Genomic DNA, 22752 nt, shown 5'->3' with positions numbered 1-22752 from the left:
CTCATAGCCACCCGTCGCCTCCAGCGCGACGACATCCGCCTTCAGGCTCAAGAGCCTTGCGGCAAGCCCATCCAGGCTTTCATCATCATTGGCAACGGCAAAGCTTTCGCCTGACGGCAGTACATGCACATCCAACCGGTCTTTCGAAACATCAATGCCAACCACAACGTCCATCTGATCCCATCCTTGTCCAAGCGGGCTTCGCCTTCGCGAGCGGCCCAAGCGACTGTTCGGGTTCGATGGAACGACGGAGCCATCCCTTGCTCTGCCACAGGCTTTTAAACCCGAGGGGGTTGCGGGCTCGGCTCCGTCACCGCAAGCGCTAGCTAGGCTGCTGGCGGATGGCGTCAAGTTACAAGGGGGGTGCCACACGGCAACACCTCTAAATGAAAGAAGAAAGTATCTCGCGCCCACACAAGCCGAAGGCTGGAACCTCGAAGGGCGAGCGAGCGTGCCTCCAGTTACTGCGCCGTAGTTCCCACCCGGCCGCCCTTGCGAACGGTCGGCTCATCGGTTGGCCGGAGATCCCATTGATCGGTGCTGACGGCTGGCGCGTGGGATGACAACTTGGCGGTTGCCCCAGGCACTGGCTGGCCAGTTGCCCCAGGCGCCGGCTGGTCAGCTACCCCTGGCACCGGCTGGCCGGTTGCCCTGCTCTCCCGTTCGCGGGTTGACCGAACGACCAGCTTGTCCAGCTGATCTGCCGGTTCGACAGCCGCTTGATCGCCAAGCCTTTCCATGTTGAACGGCACGATCTGACGGGTGACAACGAGAAGAAGTATCCCGACCACCGAGCACACCAGCGCATAGAGAATGAAATATTTCAACTCATATCCCTCGCCGACTAACAGAGCTACCTCAACGGCAACGCGAATGATATTTCAGTAATATTGAATGATACTTTGCAATAAGGCAATAGATTTTAAGACGAGCCAAGAAATTTCGAAATTGGACAGCTAAAATAACATCATTATTAGAGAGATTTACGAAGCATCTCCCGCAATGCTCGATTTTTATCCTGGGGATCGCGGCAAAGGCGAGCGGCGCGCCGGGCATGGCTGGCGCCGCCCCAACCGCTCAGCCTCTCCGATGTCGCGCCCGGAATTCGCGGGGGCTGCAGCCTTCGCGGTCGTGAAAGACGCGCGAGAAATAGAAGGCGTCGTCCATGCCGACCATGGCGGCGACGGTTTCGATCTTTTCGTCGGTGGTGACGAGCAGCTGCTTGGCGTGGTCCATGCGCGCCCGAAGCTGGAAGGCCTTGGGCGGCAGGCCCGTTTCGGCCACGAATTTCCGCCGCAGCGTGGCGGGCGACATGCCGTGCCCGGCGGCAAAACCGGCAAGGTCGAGCGGCTGCAGCGCGCGCCCACGCAGGCTCTCGACGATCTCGCCCATCGCCGCCTCCCTGTCGCGCCGGCCCGCCGCGCCGCCCGCCTGTCTTGCGGCGGCGATCACGATGCGGTGCAGCGTCGAAGCCGCCGCGGCCTGCGCGAGATTGGTGTCTTGGGAAAGATCGGCATGAAGCTGGGCGAAGAGCCGCGTCATCTCCTCGAGGTGGCGCAGCACGACAACGGGATGGCGCTCGGCAATCAGCCGCAGCCGCACGAAATCCCGCGTGAACGAGCCCTCGAACAGCGCCCAGCGCTCATCCCAGCCCGCTTCGTCGGGCCCATAGGAATGGGCGCGGTTCGGAAACAGCCAGAAGAGAGCCGGCCCTGCCACGCGCTGGTGCCCGCCGGCTGCGGTTTCGAGAAACCCCTGCCCGCGCTCCACCAGCACGACCGCGAAACTCGGCAATTTCCGCTCCGTGACCGCAAGGCGCGCGTGCTGCCTGCCGCTGCCGGTGACGGCAAGCCCGCCGGCGCTGCCGAGCGGTGATCGATAGAGGGCCTCGGCATCTCTCATGATGAGCGAAAAGTCCAGCTGCCACTTTCCTCCATGGCAGCTATCCCATGTTGTCAGCTAATTGAAGGCAGGTGAAGTCAAGAGAGGGATGGATGAAATGTCAACTGCCCTGAACGCCGAGGCCCGAAGCCCGGAGGTTTCCCTCATCGCGCACGGCAGGACGCTGCCAGCAGAAAGGCTCGGCTGGCTGACGCCCACCGATCCCGCAATCGGCATCGACGCCATCCGCGCCCGCTACGAAGAACACGGCTACGTCTGGCTGAAGGGGCTTCTGCCGCGGGACGAGGTGATCGATTTCCGCGGCTGGGTCTTCGCCCGCCTCACCGAAACCGGCCTCCTCGAGCCGGGCCACGATTTTTCGCTTGGTATATCAGCCGCCGAAGGCGTCGACTGGAACCTCGCCAACCGCAGGCTGATGTCGATCGTCCGTTCCGCGGCCTATGAAGGCTTCTGCGCGCATCCGCATCTCGTGCGCTTCATGGATGCTTTCTTGGGCGGCATCTCCTATCTGCACAAGCGCAAGCTGATGCGCTACGTCCAGCCGGGCACGCCGGTGGCGACACCCGCGCATTACGATCTCGTCTACCTCCGCGGCGGCACCAGCCGGCTCGTCACCGCCTGGATCCCGGTCGGCGATATCCCCACCGAAATGGGCGGCCTCGTCTATCTCGAAGGCTCGCACGCGCTCGGCCGCGGCATGGAGGCCGAATTCCGCGCCCGCAGCGGCGATCTCTCCCCGGAAGAGCGCATCAGCGCCTATAACAGCCACATGGCCGAAGGCGGCTGGGTCTCGAAGGATCTCCCCGCCATGGCCGAACGCTTTGACAGGCGCTGGCTCGCCGCCGATTACGAAGCCGGCGACGTCGTACTCCACTCCCCCTACATGATCCACGCCTCCACCACCAACCAGGACCGCGCCCGCCGCCTGCGCCTCTCCACCGACATCCGCTACCAGAACGTCGACGACGAGATCGACGCCCGCTGGAGCAACCATTGGAGCCTGGGGGATATGCTGTAGCGGCTGCTCGCCATTCTCGAAAAGCGCGGTTGCCGCTGCCGCCGCCCGGCCGATCGTCCGCCTCCGTTTGAGCCCTTCAATCCTCCGGCGAAAAGCTCTAAGCTGCCGGTGCCGGCAGCTTGCTTGGAGGCGGTCCATAGGACCGGCGGGTGCGCGGCGCGGGGGGAGCGAATGTCAGCAATCGCATCTCTGTTTCAGGAAGCCGCCCGGCTTGCGGCCGGGTTTCGCGAGAGCGCCCCTTCCCGCCATGTGCCCCGGCATGATTATGCCGCTTGCCTCGCCGCTTTCGACGACCCGCTGCCGGCAGCCGGCGCCGATATGGCCGATGTCATCAGGCAGCTTGCCGAAAGCGCCGAGCCCGGGCTGCATCTCACCACAGGCCCGCGCTTCTTCGGCTGGGTTATCGGCGGCTCCCATCCGGTCGGCGTCGCCGCCGATTTCCTGACCAGCGCCTGGGGGCAGAATGCCGGAAACCACGTCGTCGCCCCGGCCGCTGCCGCCGTCGAAACCGTCGCGACGAGATGGCTTCTCGACATATTGAAGCTGCCGGCCGAAAGCTCCGTCGGCTTCGTCACCGGTGCGACGGTCGCGAACTTCACCTGCCTTGCCGCCGCCCGCGGAGAGGTGCTGCGCAAGGCCGGTTGGGATGCCGATGCCAAGGGCCTGTTCGGCGCACCCGAGATTACCGTGCTGATCGGCGACGACGCCCACACGACCGTCTTCTCCGCGCTGCAATTCCTGGGCCTCGGCCACGACCGCGTGCAGCGCCTGCCGACCGACCGGGTGGGCCGCATCGATCCGGCCGCTCTGCCCGGCGCGCTTGCCGCGGTCACCGGCCCTTGCATCGCCATCCTCCAGGCCGGACAGATCAATACCGGCGCTTTCGACGATTTTCTCCGCATCATCCCGGCGCTGAAGGAAAAAGGCGCCTGGGTGCATATCGACGGTGCCTTCGGCCTCTGGGCACAGGCATCCGAGAAATTCAGCCATCTCAGCCGCGGCGTCGAGGCGGCCGACAGCTGGGCGACCGACGGCCACAAATGGCTGCAGACGCCCTATGACTGCGGCTATGCGATCGTGCGCGACGAGCTCGCCCACCGCCGCGCCATGACGATCGCCGCAAGCTACCTGCCGCTTGCGGCCGAAGGCGAGCGCGACCCCTCCCATTACGTGCCGGAGCTTTCCAGGCGCGCCCGCGGCTTCGCCACCTGGGCGATGCTGAAACATCTCGGCCGCAACGGCATCGCCGCCCTCATCGACCAATGCTGCGCCTCCGCCCGCGTGCTGGCCGAACATCTCGCGCGCGAACCCGGCATCACCATCTTGAACGAGGTCACGCTGAACCAGCTCATCCTCCGCTTCGCCACCCGCCGCCCGGACGACGAAAGCGATGCGATCACCCGCAAGACCATCGAAAAGATCCGCGAAGACGCCACGCTCTTCGCCGGCGGCGCCAAATGGCGCGGCCGCGACGTCCTGCGCCTCTCCGTCACCAATTTCCAGACGACCCCGGACGAGGCGCGGCTGGCGGCCGACAGCATCATCACCGCCTTCCGAAGCGTCAGCTGCGGCTGACGTTCTCCTGGCAATATCGACCCTTGACACTCCCCCGAGCAAAGCTACGGTCCTCCCCTCAGGATTGCGGGATTTAGGCCGGCAGTCCCTCGCCTCGCTTCACGCTCCAATGGTTTTCCAATGTCACGATACCTGCCGGCAATTGCCGCTCTTCTCGCCCTGACCCCGGCCTTTGCCCACGCCAGCGAGGCGCGGGCAAAGACCTCTCGCCTCGCGACGGACAACTGCTCGGAAATCGGCAGCTCGATGGTATCAAATGCACCGGCAAGCCCGGCATATGGAGCCACTCAGCTGCAATGCGGCCAGCAACTGGTCCTGAGGCTTGAACGTGAGACGGGCCGCGTTGGGAACAACCCTGTCTGGACCCCGGTCGATCAAATCGTCATGACAAAGCCGACGCCCCGCCACGAGCTCCTGGGGCCGGGTTATTGCTCCTCGAGCCAATTTCCCGACGATGCCACCATCGTCGCGCTCGGCACGATGGCGGAGCAGGCGGATGGCTCCTATGGATCGGAGAATGTGGTCGCAGCCTGGAGGTTCGATCTCAAGCGCGAAAAGATGGTGGCCATCCCCGTTAACGGCGTGCTCTGCGCGGTGGACGGGGGCGATTGACGGCAGGCGTTGCGCGTTTCCCCAAGCTCCCTCATTCCTGTGCTCGTCACAGGAATCCAGCCACGGCGCGTCCGCGCCGTGAATGAAGCAATCGTTCGAAAGAAAGAGTCTTTCGCGCCCAAGGACTTGGGCGCACTGGATTCCTGTGACAGGCACAGGAATGAGGGAGCAAGTAGCCCCCTTGCCCGTTCCTTTTCGAAAGCACAGGCGACCAAGCAAATCGCATTCGAGAGATATTGAAGTCCGGCTCCAAATGAGCGCCACGGAGGTTTGGAAGGACGTTTTTAACGAGGCCCAACATTTTTAAAAACGCGCGAAAAGATCGGCTGCAGACCTCGGCTGCACCCATTTTTTAAAATGTTGACCTCTCTTAAAAACCTCTTTGTCAATCTTAAGAGATTGGATTCATTGGAATTCAGTGGCAGGGAGGTTTTTAAGGGAGCGAAATTGCGAGCTTTATCGTCGAACGGCGACGACGGAGCTGGCGCGGTAGCGTGACAGCTGGACCCGGTTCGATTGGTTGCCGCCGAAGAGGTAGACGTATTGGCGCCGCTGGTCGAAATGATCGAACAGGCTGACGTGGAAGCGCCTGCCGCTGCGGATCACCACCACGTCTCCGCGCTGGGCGGAGCGGGCGAAGACCGGCCTGCCGAAGCTCATCCAGGACCGCGCCATGTTCGGATTGTCAGGCGGTTCGCGGGAGGATCGCTTAGCGACAAAGGCCAGGAACGCCCCGCACCATGAGGTGCGCCTCGGATTGACGCTGAGGAAGGAGATGGAGCGTTCATGCATGCTTTTGTACCGGGACGCCGTGCCGAACATGTCTGCCTCACAGGGCACGGCAAGGGCCGTGAGGACGATGACGAGAATAACCCTCATAGTTTCTCACCATTGTTTTCAAGATCATGATGATCTCAATTGTGACGAAGAATAAAATGCGGGCGGAAAGGTAGAGATGAATCATGGCGTCAATGAGAAACAATTTATTCGGGTATTTTTGCAGGTAAGCCCGAAAACAGAACTTGGCTCGGAGGCATTACCAGCCGGCCGGCGGACGCTGCGAATACGGCAGAACGCCCTGCCCTGCGGGGCTGCAGGCGCAGCCTTCCGCCCGACCCATATTTCCAGCACTCGTTCTGAATACTTGGGCGGCAACGGCAATACATTGACCTCGCTTCGGAGGCGAAACGGCGGCCGCCATTATTGCCCCGAAAAAACACAAGCCCCACACCGACAAGGAGGTTTGGAAGGACGTTTTTAAGGAGGCTCAACATTTTTAAAAATGCGTGAGAGATCGCCTGCCCACCCAATCTTCCACCCATTTTTTAAAATGTTGACCTCTCTTAAAAACCTCCTTGTCAATCTTAAACAATTGGATTCATTGAAATTCAGTGGCAGAGAGGTTTTTAAGGAAGCAGTTTTCCGGATTTTTCAGCATTGCCGGTGCTGTCAAAAACGCGCGTGGCCGCACCGCCAATTCGCATCCGGCATGAAACCGGAGACGAGATTCCTGCGTACTGCCTTCAACGGTAACAAAGGCAGCAAGGGATGATGGCATGGTCAGGAAAGAAAGCGTCGCCCCTATCGCCGGGCATGCCGCCGAACGGGGGCTGGCCAGGCTGATGATGCGGCTGCCCGCAACACGGGCAACGATCCGGGCGGCCGCGGCGGACGACCCCGATCTCCACGAAATGTGCGGCGCCTATGGTGAAGCCTGCACCGTGCTCGATCGCATGCGCAGGGATGCGTCGGCAGATCCGGCAATCGTCGCCGAATACGAGATCATCTGCAGGGAAATCGAAGCCGAGGTCATGCAGACCCTGCTTGGCGACCGGTAAGACATACGCTCCCGGTCGCCGCAGTAACCTTTAATGCAGCACGCCGTCCGGATGGCCGGGGATGCCGGCCGCATCCGCGTCGCCATGATGCGAAGCCCCGTCGGCGATCTCAAGATGATGGGACTCGCCGAGACCTCCCTTGTCTGCAAAGAGCTCGGCGAAATCGACCGCCGCGCCGTGATCGCCGCCCTTAGGCGTCGGTTCGTGCCTGTCGAAGACGTCGTGGCCGAAGTGGCGAAGCTGCAGGGTTTCGCCGAATACGCTGTCGTCAAAAAGGGTGGCGTGACCGGCCTTTTCCAGCGCGATCTTGTCGGGCGAGGCTTTCAGGCCGTCATGGGCTGTAGTCGTCAGGTCGGCCGTGATGTGCATCGTCTCTCCGGCCTGGACGACAAGGCTCGCAAGGTGAAGCTGAGGCTCTTCGAAGGTCGTATTGTTGCTGACGGGGAACGTGCCGGCGGCGATGATCGCCGGGGATATGCTGTAGGGCGTCACGTCGCTTGCGATGGCATTGTCGTGGAAGGCGCCGGATGCGGGCCTGTCGACCTTCAGCGCGGCCTGCGTCAGGTCGTCGAAGGTGTTGTTGTGCACATCGATATTCTCTCTGACGTAACTGGTGGAGCCGGCCGAGCTGACCGACACGCCCCAGACGCCGTCATGGATGTAATTGCCAGAGATATCGTAGTCGCGCGTATCGCCGGAATCGCCGAGACCGATGCCATAGGACCAGCTGTAGCCGCCATATCCCGAAATGTCGTTGTTGTGGATGGCGATATTGGTGCCGGCCTGTGCGCTGATGCCGAAGCCGCCGCCGGTCAGCACATTGTCCTCGATCACGGCATTCACCGGCCGGATCAGCGTCAGCACGCCCTTCGGCGTGGTGGCACCCGTCTGGTCGAGATGATTGCCAGAGATGTAGATGTTGCTGCTGTCGTTTATCTGGATGGCGTCGGCCGCAGTGCCATGGGCATTGGTGACCGTGTTGTTGAGGAGGGTGACGCCGTTGATCTTCTCGATCCACATGCCGTCGCCGTTGACGTCGTTGATCGTGGTGTTTTCGATGGTGATGTTGGAGCCGGTCCGGAAGGTGACGGAACCGCTCCTCGACAAGCCGGTGTGATCGATCTCGACGTTGCGCACCGTCCAGTTCGAAACGGTGCCGCCGTAGATCGCCGCGCCCTCGGTATCGGAGATCTTGATGTTTTCGATGACGATATTCGTGGCGTAGAGGCTGTGAATGCCGTCGCCCGGGCTGTGAATGACAGGCGCATCGCCGATCCCGTAGCTGCCGATGGTAATGGGCGCGGTGACGGTGCCGGAATATTTGAGATCGAACTGCTCGTTGAACACGCTGCCGGCGGCCAGCAGCACGGTGTCACCCGGCTGCAGCTTCAAGGCCTCCACCGCGGAGAAGCTCGCAAAAGGCGCGTCCACGCTCGTTCCGCCGTTGGAATTGGAGCCGGTTGCCGAATTCACATAGTAGATTGTCATGGCGCCTGTTTCTTCTATTGCGCAGCGCTCAGGGGTCGGCTGCGTCGAATCCATTGGATGCGGCGGTGGTCAGGGGACATTTCGAAAGGCCCTTGGATGCGCTGCCGTCATGGCAGCCGAGAGGCCCACGGGGCCGGCCTCCATCCCGAGAAAACGCCAGGCGGTGACGTCATTCTCGATAACTGCAACCTACACGAAAAGAAAATTCGAATCAACGACTCATGGGGGAGTGGAGCATTGCGTACCGATCTGCGCCGACACTTTTACAGATCACACCACGTCACTAACTCGACCCACGCAACTGGTCCTGTAGAATAAGAGAAGTCTGGCAAAGAGGACACCGAATTGAAGAAGGCTACTACCCTCCGATTTTTATTCGCCACAGTCACCGTGACACTCTCCGACGTTCTCGCAGGTTATGCGTTATTCGGCGACGCAAGAATTTCCGACCATCCCGGAGCAGTTCTATTATCGGTAATTCTAGTAGGAGCAATAATTTCGACAGTAATTTTAGGGTTTATGTCCTTTCTCTCTTTCGGCGCGGAGATTGTTATAAATGCATCCGGTGGAAAATTTATCAGAGAGAAAACGGGCAGCCCTTTTCACTATCTTCTATGGGATGAGTTGAGGGAAAGGATCGAGAAGGAATAAATTGGCCTTCGATATTCGGCATCCGCTACATTTGGGACTGTTGCGTACCGGCATTGAAGCTTGCGTGACGAGGTCGCGGTCCGTAGCGCCCCTCATCCGGGGCGAAGGGGATGTGCCGCAAGCCCTCGGTCCCCAGCCCACCTCTCGCAAGGCACGTCCCCTCGCCCCGTTTACGGGGAGAGGGTTAGGGTGAGGGGCAACTGCTGCATACCCATCAGCCCTCATCCTCATGTGCGATCCGCACGATCGCCTCAAAGGATCATCGTGAAGATGCGCACCTCTCAGGCCGACGCCGGAGAGGTGCCGGGCAAAACACCCTCAACTCAGCAAGCTATCCAGATGGACGAACACCGTCAGCATGTCGGTGTCGCTGTGATGCCCGGTTGCGTCAGTGATCCCGTAGCTGAAGTTTTCGCTCACATGTCCGCTATGCCCGTCGGGGAGCTTCGTTTCATCGAGCGTGTAGGCATAGCTGCCGTCTCTCTCGACGTGGATGTCGCCGTAGTCTCCGGTGAGCGTCAGGCCGTGCTTGCCGACGGTTTCGTTGCCGAAGCGGCGAAGCGACAGGGTGCCGTTGTCAGAGCTGTCGTTTTCGAGAAGATTGCCGTGATGGGGAGCGCCGTTATCGCTCAGGATCTTCAGGTTGTCATGGACAGCGGCAACAGCGGGATCGGCGGCCGCATCCGTCACAGCGGCGGTCTTGGCATCGGCGGCCGCAAGCGTCGTCGCCTCGACATTGGCGACGATATGGTTGTTGCTGACGGTAAAGGTGTGCGCGTCGATGATGGCGGGCGATATGCTGGTGGCCGTGGTGCCGCTCTCGACGGTATTGTCGTGGAAGGAGCCGGATGCCGGCCTGTCGACCTTCAGTGCGGCCCCCGACAGGTCGTCGAAGGTGTTGTTGTGGACGTTGATGTTTGTGCGGGCATAGCTCGGGCTGCCGATGGGGGCAGTCACAACAACGCCCCATGCGCCGTCATGAATATGGTTGCCCGAAATATCGTAGTCTCTCGCAGTGCCCGTCTCGCCGAGAGCGACGGCAAACGACCAGCTGTAGCCGTGAAATCCCGATATGTCGTTGCCGCGGATGGCGACCGTCTTGCCCGCCTGCGCGCTGATGCCGAAGCCGCCGCCGGTGAGCACATTGTCCTCGACCACGGCGTTCACCGGCCGGATCAGCGTCAGCACGCCCTTGGGACTATTGGCATTCGTCTGGTCGATATGATTGCCGTGGATCAGGATATTGCTGCTGTCGTTCATCTGCACGCCATCGGCCAAAGGACCGTGGCTGTTCGTGATGGTATTGTTGAGAAGCTTGACGCCGTTGATCTTCTCGATCCAGACGCCGTCACCATGGACGCCCGATATCTTGCTGTTTTCGATGGTGATGTTCTCGCCGGTGCGGAAGGTGACGGAACCCGATTTGCCCGACACGCCAGACTTGTCGACCTCAACGTTGCGCACCGTCCAGTTCGAGACGTTGCCGCCATAGATGGCCGCGCCGCCGGCATTGGAGATCTTGATGTTCTCGATAACGATATTCGTGGCATAAAGGCTGTGAATGCCGTCGCCGGCGCTGTGGATCACGGGGGCGGCCCCCGTGCCGTAACTGCCGAACTTGATCGGCGCGCCCTGGGCGCCGGAAAATTTGATGTCGAGCTGCTCGTTGAACACGCTCCCCTTGGCAAGGAGCACGCTGTCGCCCGGTTTCAGTTGCAAGGATTCCACTTTGGACAAAGTCGCAAAAGCCGATTTCAGGCCCGTTCCGCTGTTGTCGTCGGAGCCAGTCGCTGAGTTCACATAGTAGATTGTCATATCGCCATGTTGCCCTGTTCGTCGGATCGCTATGTCGCCACGCGAATCGACTGGGAGTCGGCCGATCCGACGCGGCGGGCGCAACCGGCCACGGCAAGAAGGCGATAAGATGGTGTCAATGAGGCAGCGTGCCGGTTCGCGGGTCTTCTTCCACAGGGAAAGGCCAAGCCGATCGAAAGCTGCAACCCCGACTTAAAAACCATCGACTTCGCGGCGAATAAATCGTGGATTTGGCGCGGTTTATATGTCTATTTGCTACTTTAGGAAGCGTGAATACTTGCCCTCGCTTTCGCTCAGCGCATTCGCTCCTATCGTCGCTCACCCCGCCTTGAGCGGAAAGCGAAAGGCAATCGACCGCTCTCCAACCCAAATCCCTACCCCCTCGCCCGCAACGCCGCATTCAGCGGCAACCTTGTCGCCGCCAGCGCCGGCAGTGCGCCGCCGATCACCCCGACGGCGAGCCCCAGCAACCCGGCGGTCAAAATCACGTCGGGTGTCACGACAAGCTGAAACGCCATCCGGGTATTGTTCGCGCCCATCGTGCTCGCCTGCCAGCCGTCGAAAGCAACCCGGGAGGCGATGGCGCCGAGGGCAGCACCGGCCGCCGAAAGCAGCACCGCCTCCACCCAGGTCGCCATGAAGGCCGGCAGGCGGGAGAAGCCGAGGAGCCGCAGCGTGGCGATCTCGACGGCGCGGTCGGAGACCGAGCTCATCATCGTATTCAGCGCGCCCGCCGCGGCACCCACCGCCATCAGCAGCGCGATCGGCCAGCCGAACAGGCGGATCAGGCTTTCCGTGCGCTCGGCCTGCGCGGCATAGAGATCGGCCTCGGAGACGGCGGTGAGTGGCGGGCCGGCAAGCGCCGAAAGCCGGGCGCGCAACGTCGCAAGCGCCCGGGCGGGATCGCCCCCGTCGAGCCGCACCCTGAGGCTCTGCACCTGCCCCTGCCGATCGAAGGCCGATTGCACCGCCTCCCGGTCCGCCCAGATCTCGGATTCGAAGGCGCTACCACCCGAGGCGAAATGCCCGGCGACCTTCCAGTCCACAGCCCCGAGCCGCACCGTGTCGCCGACGGCAAAACCGGGGAAAGCCTCGGCGATGCGGGCGCCGACGACGATCTCACGGCTGCCTGGCGAAAACATCAGCCCCTCTGAGATCGACGCGCGCTCGCGTAAGCCCGGGCCTGCCGCGTCCATGCCGCGCAGCGACAGCGTCTGGTCGGCGCCGTCGCCGCCCCTGACATCGACGGGAACGACAACTTCGCGCGAGAGCGCCAGCCCGCCCGCGTTGTTCCCGGCAATCCCCGTATCGCCGCTCATCGCCGCAAGGCTGCGGATCGCCTCGGCAGGCACATCAGAGCCCGTCTCCTGGCTGGTGCCTCCGCCGAGAATGACGGCGATATCAGGCGAACCCGCCCCTGCAAGTGCTGCCTCGAAACCGCGCGCCATGGCGAGAAAACCCGCGAGCACCGCCACGACGAGGGCAACCGAGAGCGCCATCGACACTGAGATCCAGAGCCGCCGCGGCAGGCTGCCGAGATTGACTCTGATCATGAGAAAACTCTGCTTGAGCACTGACGACATTGGGCTATCTCGTTCTGAAAGCGTGGACGATGGGCAGGCGCATGGCGCTGAAAGCGGGGAGAAGCCCCGTCAGCAGACCGAGGCCGGCAATGATGGCGGCGGATTTCAGCAGCACCGGCAAGCCGAAGACGAGGCCGAATTCCGGCCCGATCAGCAGCGTCGCAAGCTTGGCGAGGATGAGCCCGCCCGCGCCGCCGACGGCAAAGATGAACAGCGTCTCGCCGAGAACAAGCGCCACGATCCGCTCGCCGGAAAAGCCGAGCACCTTCATGACGGCGATCTCGAAGCGGCGCTCCCGGATGGCAAAGAGCATGGTGTTCACAGATATCATCAGGATCGTCACGAAGGCGGCAGCAACGACGAGGCCGACGATCAGGCCGATATCGGCATATTGCCGAAGGAAGGCCTCGAGGAACTGTTTTTCCGATTGCGTCTTCGTCTGAGCCGCCGAATTGGCAAACAGCGCGTCGATCCGCGCGGCGAGCACGCCCGATGAAACGCCCGCGCGCGGTCGCACCACGAAGGCATCGACCGTATCCTTGTCCCGGGCGCGGGCGGCATTGATCGCGTCGTAGCGGGCGAGCATGAAATAGGTGTCGGTGCCGGCATTGGCGCCTTCGAAGATGCCCGCGATCGTGAAGCTCCAGTTCCGGCTGCCATCGGCCTTCATCATCTGGCTGGTGATGCCGATGCGCTGGCCGACCGACCAGCCCTGCGCCTCCGCCAGCGCCCGGCCGACCAGCACCCGGTCGCCGCCCTCTTCCAGCGCCGCGATCAGTTCCGGCGTCAGCCCCAGCTCCTCGCCGTTGGCGGCAGCGATCGCGCGGGGATCGGCAGCGCTGACGACTACGACATTCTTCTCGACCTCGACGAAGCCCCGCATGCGCGCGGTATAGGCGACGGCGGCGACATCGCTCTCCGCCGCGATCCTGTTGAGATAGGCAAGCGGCAACGGCAGCCCCCGGCCCGCCTTGTTGAAGACGCCGAGCAGATTGTCGCTGGCATCAGCCGCCCCCTGGCTGCCGGCAGTAAAGCTCGCCGTCAGCGCATAGATGAGGAAGGCGACGCCGACCGAAAACATCAAGAGCACGGCGCGCAGCCGCTTGCGCCAGGCATTGCGCCGCATGAGCTCGAGCAAGGTCATCGGCTTGTCTCCTCGGTGAACTCGCCCTTGTTGAGAGTGAGCGTGCGCCGGGCATAGGCCGCCGCCTCCGGATCATGCGTGACCATGATCACGGTCTTGCCGAGCTCCCGGTTGAGAAAGCTGAGCATCTCCAGAATATCGTTGGCCGATTTCCGGTCGAGATCGCCTGTGGGTTCGTCGCAGAGAATAAGGTCGGCATCGGCGACGATGGCGCGCGCAATGCCGACGCGCTGCTGCTGCCCGCCCGACATGCTCGACGGAAACTGCCGCTGCCGGCCGGCAAGCCCGACAAGCTCCATGACCGTATCGACCCGCGCCCGCCTCTCCCGCCGCCCGAGCGGCTTCAGCAGAAGCGGCAACTCGATATTCTCGGCCGCATTCAGCATCGGCAGCAGATTGTAGAACTGGAAGACGATGCCCATGCTGTGCGCCCGCCAAGCGGCCCTCGCCGCCTCGCCCATCTGCTCGAGACGGCTGCGCCCAATCCGGATCTCGCCGGCATCAGGCCTGTCGATGCCGCCGAGCATATTGAGCAGCGTCGACTTCCCCGAACCCGACGGCCCCATCATCGCGACGAAATCGCCGCGCGGAATGGAAAGATCGAGCCCGGAAAAAATCGGCATCGTCTCCCCCCCAATCCTGAATGCCTTCCTGACCCCGGCAAGGGCGATGTATGGTTCTGTAGTGTCGGTCATGGTTGCTCCTTGATGTTGGTTGATGTGGTTTGAGGTTTGCGGGGAACGGAGATGCTGCGGCTTGCTCCCTCTTCTCCCCAGCGGGGAGAAGGTGGCCCGAAGGGTCGGATGAGGGGGCCACACGGCACGCCGTTCATTGCCCTTCGCTCGCGCTCAGCGCCTTCGCGGCCCTGCCGCTCACCCCCTCATCCGCCTGCCGGCACCGACCGGGGCGAGCCACGGGTCTCGCCCGTCCTTCGGACCCCCGCTGGGGAGAAGAGACGTGTGGCACCGGCACACTTCCTACGCAGGCACGGCACACCGACCACCCCTCATCCAGAGCTGCGAAGGCCGGCGGCCGGAGCCTCGAACGACGACGGCGGGCGATCCGCCCCCTCGCCCACGACAAGCCGGATGCGCGCCGCCATCGCAGGCCGAACCCCGGAGGGCGGCGAGGAGAGCGTCAGGCGCAGCGTCACCGTTCCCTTCTCCCGCGACATGACGGGCGCGATCTTCGACACCGCGACGGCAAAGGGTTGATCGGGAAAGCCGTCGAGCACCGCCTCGCCTGAGAGTCCCGGCCGCATCAGCGCCATATTGGCCTCGGCCACATCGGCATCGATGACCAGGCTCGACGTGTCGGTAATGACGAGCAGGCTTTCATTCTCCCGCACGCTGTCTTCCCGCGAAAGCACCGTGTCGCCGACATGCGCGTCGAGCCGCGTGACGGTGCCTGATATTGGCGCCCGCACGGTCAGCGCCTCGACCTGCTCGCGCGCCCTGTCGATATCGAGATCTGCCTTCGCCGCATCCTGCCGTGCTCGCGCCGCGGCATTTTCAGCCGTGTCGAAAGCCGCCTTCGCCGCCTCCAGCGCCTCGGCCGACATCGCATCACGCCCGGCAAGCCGCCCGGCGCGATCAAGCGAAGACCGCGCCTGCGCCAGCACAATACTCCTTGCCTCAACCGCCAGCGCTGCCGCCCGCCCCGATATCTCCGCCCCCCGAAGCGCAAAACGCGCCCCCGCATCATCGAGCTGCACCAGCACCTGCCCCGCCACGACCCGCTCGCCCGCCTCGACCGCAACCGCGACGATCCGTCCCTCATATTTGGAAAAGACGGTCGCAACATCGGGCGCCACGACATAGCCGGAACCGGTGATTTCCCGGGTTGGCGCAACCGTGCCATGTGTCGATGCAGTCTCACCCCGGGTTGGCGGAACCATATCCGCCAGCTCTGCGACCGGCCCCGCCACGCCACCCGCGGATATCGCAGTCTCACCACCCGCAAGTGTGCGCTCCAATACAGCCGGCCGATAGAGAAGAACCGCCGCCAGCGACACCGCCGCCGCAAGAGCCAGCATCCCAGCCCTTACCCACCGCCCGGCTTTGCGCTTCGGCGGCTCCGTCTTGAAAGCCGCGGGCTCGATCGAAAGCGATCGCAGCTTGGCGGCAAGGTCCCGTTCATGTTCCGATGTCGTATTCATGCCGACAGCATGGCCGACGGCAACAAAACCGCGACCTCGAACATGTTCCTGACAGTCCTCGATCGCGATTGTGTACGTGGTAGCAGCGCCATCGAAGGATACTGGGTAGGAAAGAAGAGAGGGGTGAGGACGCTTCTCCACCCTCCCTCATTCCTGTGCTCGTCACAGGAATCCAGTGCGCCCAAGTCCTTGGGCGCGAAAGACTCTCTCTAGTCGTCGCCAGAAGTCATTCACCGCGCGGACGCGCGGTGGCTGGATTCCTGTGACGAGCATAGGAATGAGGGAGGAGAGCTACTCCACCAAAAGAGATCCGTGCTGAGGCCCGGAGCACAAAGGAGGGCGGGTGGCCCCTCACCCCTTCCTCTGCCGCCAGGCCACCGGCGTCATGTCAGTCACCCGGCGGAATTCACGGTTGAAATTGGACTTCGTCTGGAAACCGACCTCGAACATCACCTCGGTCACGGATTTGTCCGTGCCGGAAAGCAGCCTGCAGGCTTCGCCGATCCTGTAGTCGTTGACATATTGCGAGACGTTCTTGTCCATCGCCCGGTTGATCGCCGCCGAGATCTGGCGGGCGGGAATGCCGGCTTTGCGGGCGAGCCGGTCGAGATTGAGATTGGCGTCGCGATAGAGCTTCCTTGCGTCCATCAGCGCGTCGATCGTGGCGATCGTCTCCTTGTCCTCGCTCGCTTCGGGGCGCGGCGCGGTCTCCATCGTCTCGGCCGGCGGCCGGCTGCGGCTGGCGGCGGCCGCCGCGATGGCGAGGATGACGAGAACGGCGAGGTTTCCGACGCTGATCATCATCAGCGCCCGCTCGCTATGGGCGGAGGCGAGATCGAGGAAGACGAAGGTATCGACCATAGCCGAAAGGCAGAGTGCTGCCGCCGTAAAGATGATCGCCCGGTAGGCCGGCGCCGCCCCTTCGAAGGGCGCCAGCCGAAGCGCATCGGCGCCCGGGCGCATCAAGAGCAGGATGGCGGCGGCATAGCCGACGAAGACGAGCACCAGCGCGATGTCGATCGCGTCCCGCCATAAGACCATCAGGATCAGGATAAGGGCGGCGGGCACGCCATGCAGCGCAATGCGCCCGGCAGCGGCCGCCGGCTCGTCCTCACCAGCCTGGAAACCCCGGCATAGGCAAGCGGCGGCACCATCGCCGCAGTGACAGGCGCAATCACGCCGATGGCCTGCACCCCATATCCCCAGCGCAGGCCGGAGAGGGTGGATTGCAGCGCCGAAAGCAGGATCAGCGCCAGAAACGGCCAGTTCGGCGCCGCCTCCTCGTCGCGCCTGATGACAGCGACGAAGAGGATCAGCAGCAGGAGGGCGATGACGAAGGGGAGCGGAATGAAGACCATGGGGCTCTGCGCGGGAATGGCGGACGGCGCCATCATCGCCGAGTCCGCCGGCGCGCGCGACCTCCATCGCGTTTTAGGACGTGTTTTTGGCAGGGATTTTTTGGCTCGAGTCGATACAAAGCCCACGCCGGCAAATCCGCCATCTGCCTTTCGCTTGCCGCTCAAGGCGTTCGTCGCTTACGCTCCTCGCCCCCCTCATCTGCCTGCCGGCATCTTCTCCCCGCTGGGGAGAAGGGACCAGGCCGCGAAGCCGCCATTCCCACAGCCGAAGTGTCAGAGGGAGCGAGGCGCTGCCACGATTCCGCTTCTCCCCAGCGGGGAGAAGATGCCGGCAGGCAGATGAGGGGGTGAGCGACCATAGGAGCGAATGCACGAAGCGAAAGCGAAGGGCAAGGACGCCGCGCCCTCTCTCCAGCCTCATCCTGAGGTGCCCCGCCAGGAGCCTCGAAGGACGGGGCTGGCCACCGTCCACCCATCCCAAAACAGATTTGCAATCCCCTCCCCGCCATGATACAAAAATGCGATTTTAGCAACAAACAACAACAGCCGCGCCATGAACCTCACCACCGCCCTCGCCCATGAAGCCGCCATTGCCGAAGCGCTCTGCGCCGTCGACGAGGCGATCGGCGACGAGCCCCCAAGCGAGCAGGCCTTCCGCATCATCGCCGCCATCAAGGCCCTGCGTCCCGAGCGCTCAGCGCACGTGGCCGAGTTGGAGCCCATCGATTACCTGGAGACGGTGCAGAGGAGCGCCCGCGCCGCCTGGAACAGCCGGTACGCCGCCGACAGCATCGGCCCCGAATGCGATGCGGTCGCCGGCGTCGAGACGCCGCTCGGCCGGCTGAAGACTTTGACCTGGCGGCGCATATGGCGCGGCGGCAGGATCGCCTGGGCCAGCGAATACTACCTCGACGACGACCCCGTCAGCATCACCGAAATCCGCGCCGCCGGCCTGGCGCGCCGGCCGACGACGCGCAGCAGAAGGAAGAAGCAGACGGGATAAGCGTTTATCGCACGCAGGCAAGCGCGGCTATTCTGGAGAAACTGCAAGTAGAGCCGGGGGAGCCGCTTCTGTGAGATTGACTCATGAAGCACTCGAACCTACATCCGCTCCGAATGACGGTCCCTTAACTTGAAGTAATTTTACGATGAATGCCCTTTCATTGCCGTGGGTAATTGGTCCAGTTTGTTGGATACTTTTATTACCTTCGGCCACCACCATGCTTTATACCCTTGGGGAGCGCAAAGGCCTGACACCAGCCTCTCTGTTCAGTTCATATATCCTTGCACCATTCATAGTATCAATCCCATATTACCATCTTCCTTTTGAGAAAAATTCGCCTATCAATATGATTTTGGCACAAATAATTACGACGATATTACAGTTTTCTATGATTTTCCTGTTAAGCCGTATTCGAATAGATAAAGAAATTACCTTCGAGCGTCACATCGAGTTTAAGCCTGCGTTAAAATTGCTGTTTGTGGGAATTTTCATTCTGGTTTTGTTTGATGGCCTGTTGATCCGAATCCCAACCGGGTGTGCCAATAGGACGTCGCTGACGGCTTTCAATAAGTGTAAGACAGGCGAAATGTTGTTCGGCGCGAAGGGATTCGGAGAGCTTTGGTTTATGGTGAACGTGGGAACAATGGCATTAATCGCCATCTGTCTCAGCAGCTTTCATTTGGCGCGACGCCTTTTCAAGGGCTGATGCTAGCGATCCTATGTAAGCCATTTCCTGTCCGCACACGCCCTCAGTTTATGGAATAGCAAAGCAGGAAAACGGCACAGCGCCAGATCTCTCGATCCTCCACTGAGACGTCGGCGCCGTCCCTTCCACGTCAACTCCTTCGAGCGTTTCTACGTCTCGCCCCGCGCAACCGGCAGGTTTTTCCGCTCATGTCGTTGCGATTTCCACACCACAACCTTTGACCGGATAGAACACCCCATCACCAATGGGGAATCCATCATGCGCGGACAAGTCTCGCTTTTCACCGACAACACCGCCTTCAAGGCCAGCGTTTCCGGCGGCAACGGCAAGGGCTATCTGTCGCTTGATATGGAGGCCGATGGCGTCATGGTCGTCATCTTCGCGCCCGCCGGGCGCCGCCGGGGGCTTGCCCGCATCGCCGCCGTCATGAACGAGGAATTCAACCGACCGCCTGCCAGCGACGAAGATGAGGACGAAGAACTGGAGGCCGAGCTTGCCGCCGGCATCGAAGCCCTCGGCTTCTAGCCATGTTCGAAACCAGCTTCACGCTGGCGCGCGGCGACGACGAGATCGATCTCGTCATCGAATATTCCCTCACTCCCTACCATCCCGGCAATCGCCACGCGCGCGCCGAATTCTGCGCCCCGCCCTCCGGCGGCGAGGTCGAGCAGCTCACCGCCTTCCTCGATGGCGCGCCTCTTGACCTCACGTATCCCGAATACCGCCTGATCGAGCGCCATATCGAGGAGACACACGACCACCTCTGGGAGGCAGACTGAGCGCGCCGATCCCGGGAGCGTCCAGGCCGCTCGAGAGCGTCCGGGCCGCCCGGGATCGGCTCTGATCTCTAGTCAGAAGCCGTTCAGCCGCGCAAACATCGCCTCGCCGTGCTGGCGGGTATGGACCGACGTGCCGACCAGCAGTTCGTCCCGGCCGCTCTCCAGCTGCGCAAGCGCTTCGGTGGCGAATTCCTCCGGCGACATCGCGAGTTGCCGCTCCGCCCCCTTGGCGCGCATGCCGCCGCCGAGGTTCGTGTCGACCATCGGCGGCACCATCTCGACAACCCGCACGCCGGTCGCCTTCAGCTGATGGCGCAGCGATAGGGTGAAGGAGTGGAGCGCCGCCTTGGTCGCGCAGTAGACGGGAACGGCCGCCATCGGCGTGAAGGCCAGTCCCGAGGTGACGTTGACGATAACTGCGCTCGGTTGCCGCTTCAGGATCGGCAGGAGTTCGTCGATCAGGCGGATCGGCGCGGTAAGGTTGATCGCCACCTCCTGCTCGAGATCGGCCACGGCAGCGTCTCCGTCGAAATCCCTGCGATATTGAACCCCGGCATTGTTGATCAGCATGTTGAGGTCCGGGTGGTTGTTTTCCAGCCAACCCTGCAGGCTGTCGCGATCGTCGAGATCGGTGACGTCGCAGACCCGCGCAATCAGGTGAGGCACATCAGCTTGCGCCGCCTCCAGCGCCTCGCGGCTCCGGCCGCAGATGATCACGCGGTTTCCGCGCGCCGAAAGTTGGCGTGCGAGCGCAAGCCCGATGCCGCTTGCGCCGCCGGTGATGAGAATGGTGTTGTCAGTCAGTTTCAAGTCGAACGTTCCTTCCATGTTGACATGAAGGTGCGCCGACGACGTTTCCAGAGTTCCGGCGGACACACCTGCGAGGCCGGCAAGCCGGCTGCGGTGTCACGGTTACCCTGAAAGGAGGAGTTATCACCCAATGGGCGACGGCCGGGCTACCATCCGACCAGCACTCTTTCGACGGGGAGATATAAGCGGGTTTTCGGGCGGGAGGCAAGCCGACCCGCGATGGCGAACTGCCGCACCCGCCTTTTCCAGCCGGATGTGAACAGGCAGGGTCGCCCGGTGCCTGCGCAGCCGCAACATGCATAAAAAACAAGGCGTAAGACTGGTTACATGAATCAAATTCGAGGCGAGGCACTTGCAATCGTTGCCGGCAGCGCCAAGCGCCCTATCCTTCAGTCCGCGTTAGAGCCCAGCGGCAACAATCGGGCGAGGCCTCAATCGACAGCAGGTGAAGCCGCGCAAACCGCAGCGACGGCGAAGGGAAACACCGATGCAATGGAAAACCGTCATGCGCGCCGATGGCGAAGGCGAGCAGATCCTGTTCAAGGTCGGGCTGATGACTTTCAAGGCGACCTCGGCCGAGACCAACGGCCAGTTCGCATTCATCGAAACCATCCTGCCGCCCGGCGCGCGCGTCGAGCCGCACCAGCATCCGGAAGCGGAAGTCTTCTATATATTGGATGGCGAATTCACCTTCTGGATCGGCGACGAGCCGCAAGGCACGATCTCAGGCAAAGGCGCCTTCCTCAGCGTGCCGCCGCACATCAGGCACGCCTACTGGAACCATACGGATGCCCCTGGCAAAATTCTCGGCATGCTGGCGCCCGGCGGCGACGGCGGCCTGGAAAGTTTCTTCCGCCAGGTCGGCGTGCCGCTGCAGACTGGCGATGAGATTCCCGACCTGACCCGGTCCGTGGAGCACCTCCACGAGGAAATCGCCCGCCGCCGGAATGCCGGCCTTTCGAGGACGAACCCTTTACCCAAGCCGTGATGGGCGCGCATTCGAAAACCGGAGTTGACGAAAGGAAGAGAGGCGCGCTTGGAAATTCCCCACCACGAACGTTCTGAAGGTATTCCAGAGGGCATACATTCCGCACAGAAAAAGGAGGCACCAGTGCAACTGAGCTTGGAGCTATTTGTCGAAACGCCTGAGAAATCGCTTGATTTCTATCGCCGGGTTCTGGGCTTTGAAGTCCAGGGTTCGGTGAGCACCGAGTATACGATGTTAAGCAATGGTGACGCAGTGATCGCGATTAATTCGCGAAGCACGCTTTCGAGCGATCATCCAATACGGACCGAAACCCGTGAGCGAGTTGGCCTTGGGGTCGAGATCGTCTTAAAGGTCACGGACGTTGAGGATGCCTATCGCACGGCGGCAGAGAGCGGCTGGCCGCTTTCCGATCTCGCTCTGCAGCCTTGGGGCCTGCGCGACTTTCGCCTTGTCGACCCTGACGGCTATTATATCAGGGTAACCAGCCGTCATACGAGCTGATGTATGTGGGAATGCCGACGTCCAAGAGAGCCTCATCCTGAGATGCGCAGCCCGAGAGGGCGGAGCCTCGAAGCATCATCCTGAGGTCCCCGAAGGACGAGGCGGGCGCTCCGGTAGGCAGAATCGGCGCCGGAGGACGACCCTTCGAGGCTTTGGAAAACTGGCTGGACGCGCCTACCCGCCTTACGCCTGCACAGTCCCCCGACGTCCCGCAACCAACCCGCGACCAGCCGCCGCTGCAGCATGCAGGCCAACAAGGCCGATGGCGGCGAGTGCGTTGATCAGCAGCACATTCGCGACGACGGACGGCGAAAAGGCGTCGTCGCCGGAGGGGAGCACGGATGTGGCGGCAAAGAGCACACCTTCATAGGCGACAAAGCCGGCAAGGAAGGCGGCCGCCATCGTCGCGGGGAGATCGGCGGACAGGCGCAGCACCGCAAGCGCCGCGGCGAGCGAGGCGAATGCCGCAATCCCGATCGCAAGCCCCCAGGCATAGCTGTCCCAGGTCTGGGGATAGCCGAGCACGAAATATCCGACCATCTGGTTGGCGAGCCAGGCAAGGAGAACCGCCATCACCGCCATCCGCTGGGGAAGCACGACCGCCGATACCGCCGCCAGCGCCACGAAGGGCGTGACGCAGGCAAAAAGCAGGCTGAGCGCCACGCTCACGCCCGCGATGAAAACCACCCAGGTGGCGGCGAAACCGGGCGCGGCAGGGCGCAGGGGAAGCTGATTCCGTTCGAGCATCGAAAAACTCCATTCGACCGGGCGCATGCGCCCCTAAAAAATAATAGCAAAACCACGCGAAAATGCCAGCGAGCTC

The 22752-nt window shown here is 62.4% G+C and carries 23 protein-coding genes and 3 pseudogenes; 12 read left to right on the top strand and 14 right to left on the bottom strand.

Features of this window, described 5'->3' with window-relative positions:
• The 3 genes and pseudogenes from EFD55_RS33935 to EFD55_RS28785 form a co-directional block, all read right to left on the bottom strand.
• Positions 1 to 174: pseudogene (locus EFD55_RS33935) on the bottom strand (IS110 family transposase); the annotation flags it as partial.
• Positions 175 to 461: 287 nt separating this feature from the next.
• Positions 462 to 827 (bottom strand): hypothetical protein, encoded by a 366-nt coding sequence (locus EFD55_RS28790; RefSeq protein WP_245438604.1) that lies wholly within the window; start codon positions 825 to 827, stop codon positions 462 to 464.
• A 250-nt stretch (positions 828 to 1077) separates the two neighbouring features.
• On the bottom strand, positions 1078 to 1902 hold the full coding sequence (locus EFD55_RS28785; RefSeq protein WP_125849887.1) for a helix-turn-helix transcriptional regulator: 825 nt from the start codon (positions 1900 to 1902) through the stop codon (positions 1078 to 1080).
• Positions 1903 to 1999: 97 nt separating this feature from the next.
• On the opposite strand from EFD55_RS28785, the gene EFD55_RS28780 reads away from it, so the two are divergent.
• From EFD55_RS28780 to EFD55_RS28770, 3 genes are all read left to right on the top strand, one after another.
• Entirely contained in the window at positions 2000 to 2920 is a 921-nt protein-coding gene (locus EFD55_RS28780; RefSeq protein WP_125849885.1) for a phytanoyl-CoA dioxygenase family protein, read from the top strand.
• A gap of 171 nt (positions 2921 to 3091) precedes the next feature.
• Positions 3092 to 4495, top strand: a complete 1404-nt coding sequence (locus EFD55_RS28775; protein WP_125849883.1) for a pyridoxal phosphate-dependent decarboxylase family protein — start codon at positions 3092 to 3094, stop codon at positions 4493 to 4495.
• 120 nt (positions 4496 to 4615) lie between these two features.
• The gene (locus EFD55_RS28770) at positions 4616 to 5107 is read left to right on the top strand and encodes a hypothetical protein (RefSeq protein WP_125849881.1); all 492 of its coding nucleotides are present in this window, start codon (positions 4616 to 4618) and stop codon (positions 5105 to 5107) included.
• Between the two features lie 456 nt (positions 5108 to 5563).
• Here the strand turns inward: EFD55_RS28770 and EFD55_RS28760 are convergent, their stop codons facing one another.
• Positions 5564 to 5986, bottom strand: coding sequence for a TIGR02594 family protein (locus tag EFD55_RS28760; RefSeq protein ID WP_125849879.1), 423 nt, complete (start codon positions 5984 to 5986; stop codon positions 5564 to 5566).
• A gap of 76 nt (positions 5987 to 6062) precedes the next feature.
• On the opposite strand from EFD55_RS28760, the gene EFD55_RS28755 reads away from it, so the two are divergent.
• Both EFD55_RS28755 and EFD55_RS28750 read left to right on the top strand, forming a co-directional pair.
• Complete coding sequence (locus EFD55_RS28755) at positions 6063 to 6368, top strand: hypothetical protein (protein WP_125849877.1); 306 nt, start codon at positions 6063 to 6065, stop codon at positions 6366 to 6368.
• A 295-nt stretch (positions 6369 to 6663) separates the two neighbouring features.
• A complete protein-coding gene (locus EFD55_RS28750) occupies positions 6664 to 6945 on the top strand; it encodes a nodulation protein (RefSeq protein ID WP_125849875.1) in 282 nt (93 codons plus the stop codon).
• A 30-nt stretch (positions 6946 to 6975) separates the two neighbouring features.
• Here EFD55_RS28750 and EFD55_RS28745 read toward each other — a convergent pair whose 3' ends face one another.
• Entirely contained in the window at positions 6976 to 8433 is a 1458-nt protein-coding gene (locus EFD55_RS28745) for a right-handed parallel beta-helix repeat-containing protein (protein ID WP_125849873.1), read from the bottom strand.
• Between the two features lie 345 nt (positions 8434 to 8778).
• Between EFD55_RS28745 and EFD55_RS28740 the strand changes: the two genes are divergently transcribed.
• Positions 8779 to 9084, top strand: coding sequence for a hypothetical protein (locus EFD55_RS28740; RefSeq protein WP_125849872.1), 306 nt, complete (start codon positions 8779 to 8781; stop codon positions 9082 to 9084).
• Between the two features lie 318 nt (positions 9085 to 9402).
• Here EFD55_RS28740 and EFD55_RS28735 read toward each other — a convergent pair whose 3' ends face one another.
• The 7 genes and pseudogenes from EFD55_RS28735 to EFD55_RS28710 form a co-directional block, all read right to left on the bottom strand.
• Positions 9403 to 10899 carry a right-handed parallel beta-helix repeat-containing protein gene (locus EFD55_RS28735; RefSeq protein ID WP_125849870.1) on the bottom strand — a complete coding sequence of 499 codons (1497 nt, stop codon included), beginning with the start codon at positions 10897 to 10899 and terminating at the stop codon, positions 9403 to 9405.
• A 374-nt stretch (positions 10900 to 11273) separates the two neighbouring features.
• Entirely contained in the window at positions 11274 to 12482 is a 1209-nt protein-coding gene (locus tag EFD55_RS28730; protein ID WP_125849868.1) for an ABC transporter permease, read from the bottom strand.
• A gap of 4 nt (positions 12483 to 12486) precedes the next feature.
• On the bottom strand, positions 12487 to 13626 hold the full coding sequence (locus tag EFD55_RS28725; protein WP_125849866.1) for an ABC transporter permease: 1140 nt from the start codon (positions 13624 to 13626) through the stop codon (positions 12487 to 12489).
• Positions 13623 to 14321 carry an ABC transporter ATP-binding protein gene (locus tag EFD55_RS28720; protein ID WP_125849864.1) on the bottom strand — a complete coding sequence of 233 codons (699 nt, stop codon included), beginning with the start codon at positions 14319 to 14321 and terminating at the stop codon, positions 13623 to 13625. The genes EFD55_RS28725 and EFD55_RS28720 overlap by 4 nt, the downstream gene beginning before the upstream one ends.
• A gap of 311 nt (positions 14322 to 14632) precedes the next feature.
• Positions 14633 to 15853 carry an efflux RND transporter periplasmic adaptor subunit gene (locus tag EFD55_RS28715; protein WP_312860849.1) on the bottom strand — a complete coding sequence of 407 codons (1221 nt, stop codon included), beginning with the start codon at positions 15851 to 15853 and terminating at the stop codon, positions 14633 to 14635.
• 68 nt (positions 15854 to 15921) lie between these two features.
• Positions 15922 to 16072 (bottom strand): annotated as a pseudogene (locus EFD55_RS34355) (tRNA lysidine(34) synthetase TilS); the annotation flags it as partial.
• 63 nt (positions 16073 to 16135) lie between these two features.
• Positions 16136 to 17142, bottom strand: a pseudogene (locus EFD55_RS28710) (helix-turn-helix domain-containing protein).
• Between the two features lie 553 nt (positions 17143 to 17695).
• Between EFD55_RS28710 and EFD55_RS28705 the strand changes: the two are divergent.
• The 4 genes from EFD55_RS28705 (at position 17696) to EFD55_RS28690 (ending at position 19630) form a co-directional block, all read left to right on the top strand.
• Positions 17696 to 18145 (top strand): hypothetical protein, encoded by a 450-nt coding sequence (locus EFD55_RS28705; RefSeq protein ID WP_125849859.1) that lies wholly within the window; start codon positions 17696 to 17698, stop codon positions 18143 to 18145.
• A 145-nt stretch (positions 18146 to 18290) separates the two neighbouring features.
• On the top strand, positions 18291 to 18851 hold the full coding sequence (locus EFD55_RS28700; RefSeq protein WP_125849857.1) for a hypothetical protein: 561 nt from the start codon (positions 18291 to 18293) through the stop codon (positions 18849 to 18851).
• Positions 18852 to 19109: 258 nt separating this feature from the next.
• Positions 19110 to 19376, top strand: a complete 267-nt coding sequence (locus EFD55_RS28695; protein WP_125849855.1) for a hypothetical protein — start codon at positions 19110 to 19112, stop codon at positions 19374 to 19376.
• Between the two features lie 2 nt (positions 19377 to 19378).
• Positions 19379 to 19630, top strand: coding sequence for a hypothetical protein (locus EFD55_RS28690; RefSeq protein ID WP_125849853.1), 252 nt, complete (start codon positions 19379 to 19381; stop codon positions 19628 to 19630).
• Positions 19631 to 19702: 72 nt separating this feature from the next.
• Here the strand turns inward: EFD55_RS28690 and EFD55_RS28685 are convergent, their stop codons facing one another.
• A complete protein-coding gene (locus EFD55_RS28685; protein WP_125849851.1) occupies positions 19703 to 20440 on the bottom strand; it encodes an SDR family oxidoreductase in 738 nt (245 codons plus the stop codon).
• 487 nt (positions 20441 to 20927) lie between these two features.
• Here EFD55_RS28685 and EFD55_RS28680 point away from each other — a divergent pair, with 487 nt between their 5' ends.
• Complete coding sequence (locus EFD55_RS28680; RefSeq protein ID WP_125849849.1) at positions 20928 to 21428, top strand: cupin domain-containing protein; 501 nt, start codon at positions 20928 to 20930, stop codon at positions 21426 to 21428.
• 123 nt (positions 21429 to 21551) lie between these two features.
• Positions 21552 to 21929, top strand: a complete 378-nt coding sequence (locus tag EFD55_RS28675) for a VOC family protein (RefSeq protein WP_125849905.1) — start codon at positions 21552 to 21554, stop codon at positions 21927 to 21929.
• Between the two features lie 183 nt (positions 21930 to 22112).
• On the opposite strand, the gene EFD55_RS28670 is transcribed toward EFD55_RS28675, so the two are convergent.
• Positions 22113 to 22676, bottom strand: coding sequence for a hypothetical protein (locus EFD55_RS28670; protein WP_125849848.1), 564 nt, complete (start codon positions 22674 to 22676; stop codon positions 22113 to 22115).
• Positions 22677 to 22752: the final 76 nt, after the last annotated feature.

The sequence above is a fragment of the Rhizobium pisi genome, from assembly GCF_003938655.1.
GTDB lineage: Bacteria > Pseudomonadota > Alphaproteobacteria > Rhizobiales > Rhizobiaceae > Rhizobium > Rhizobium pisi.
Note: the sequence above shows the minus strand (reverse complement) of the source record. Positions and strands in the feature narration are given on the sequence as shown.

What these genes read in the sequence shown, in the direction of transcription:
- EFD55_RS28730 (WP_125849868.1), bottom strand. Translation starts at nt 12,482, where the DNA reads ATGTCGTCAGTGCTCAAGCAGAGTTTTCTCATGATCAGAGTCAATCTC.
- EFD55_RS28735 (WP_125849870.1), bottom strand. Translation starts at nt 10,899, where the DNA reads ATGACAATCTACTATGTGAACTCAGCGACTGGCTCCGACGACAACAGC.
- EFD55_RS28755 (WP_125849877.1), top strand. Translation starts at nt 6,063, where the DNA reads ATGAATCATGGCGTCAATGAGAAACAATTTATTCGGGTATTTTTGCAG.
- EFD55_RS28780 (WP_125849885.1), top strand. Translation starts at nt 2,000, where the DNA reads ATGTCAACTGCCCTGAACGCCGAGGCCCGAAGCCCGGAGGTTTCCCTC.
- EFD55_RS28775 (WP_125849883.1), top strand. Translation starts at nt 3,092, where the DNA reads ATGTCAGCAATCGCATCTCTGTTTCAGGAAGCCGCCCGGCTTGCGGCC.
- EFD55_RS28725 (WP_125849866.1), bottom strand. Translation starts at nt 13,626, where the DNA reads ATGACCTTGCTCGAGCTCATGCGGCGCAATGCCTGGCGCAAGCGGCTG.
- EFD55_RS28760 (WP_125849879.1), bottom strand. Translation starts at nt 5,986, where the DNA reads ATGAGGGTTATTCTCGTCATCGTCCTCACGGCCCTTGCCGTGCCCTGT.
- EFD55_RS28720 (WP_125849864.1), bottom strand. Translation starts at nt 14,321, where the DNA reads ATGACCGACACTACAGAACCATACATCGCCCTTGCCGGGGTCAGGAAG.
- EFD55_RS28690 (WP_125849853.1), top strand. Translation starts at nt 19,379, where the DNA reads ATGTTCGAAACCAGCTTCACGCTGGCGCGCGGCGACGACGAGATCGAT.
- EFD55_RS28770 (WP_125849881.1), top strand. Translation starts at nt 4,616, where the DNA reads ATGTCACGATACCTGCCGGCAATTGCCGCTCTTCTCGCCCTGACCCCG.
- EFD55_RS28705 (WP_125849859.1), top strand. Translation starts at nt 17,696, where the DNA reads ATGAACCTCACCACCGCCCTCGCCCATGAAGCCGCCATTGCCGAAGCG.
- EFD55_RS28695 (WP_125849855.1), top strand. Translation starts at nt 19,110, where the DNA reads ATGCGCGGACAAGTCTCGCTTTTCACCGACAACACCGCCTTCAAGGCC.
- EFD55_RS28745 (WP_125849873.1), bottom strand. Translation starts at nt 8,433, where the DNA reads ATGACAATCTACTATGTGAATTCGGCAACCGGCTCCAATTCCAACGGC.
- EFD55_RS28785 (WP_125849887.1), bottom strand. Translation starts at nt 1,902, where the DNA reads ATGAGAGATGCCGAGGCCCTCTATCGATCACCGCTCGGCAGCGCCGGC.
- EFD55_RS28670 (WP_125849848.1), bottom strand. Translation starts at nt 22,676, where the DNA reads ATGCTCGAACGGAATCAGCTTCCCCTGCGCCCTGCCGCGCCCGGTTTC.
- EFD55_RS28700 (WP_125849857.1), top strand. Translation starts at nt 18,291, where the DNA reads ATGAATGCCCTTTCATTGCCGTGGGTAATTGGTCCAGTTTGTTGGATA.
- EFD55_RS28750 (WP_125849875.1), top strand. Translation starts at nt 6,664, where the DNA reads ATGGTCAGGAAAGAAAGCGTCGCCCCTATCGCCGGGCATGCCGCCGAA.
- EFD55_RS28680 (WP_125849849.1), top strand. Translation starts at nt 20,928, where the DNA reads ATGCAATGGAAAACCGTCATGCGCGCCGATGGCGAAGGCGAGCAGATC.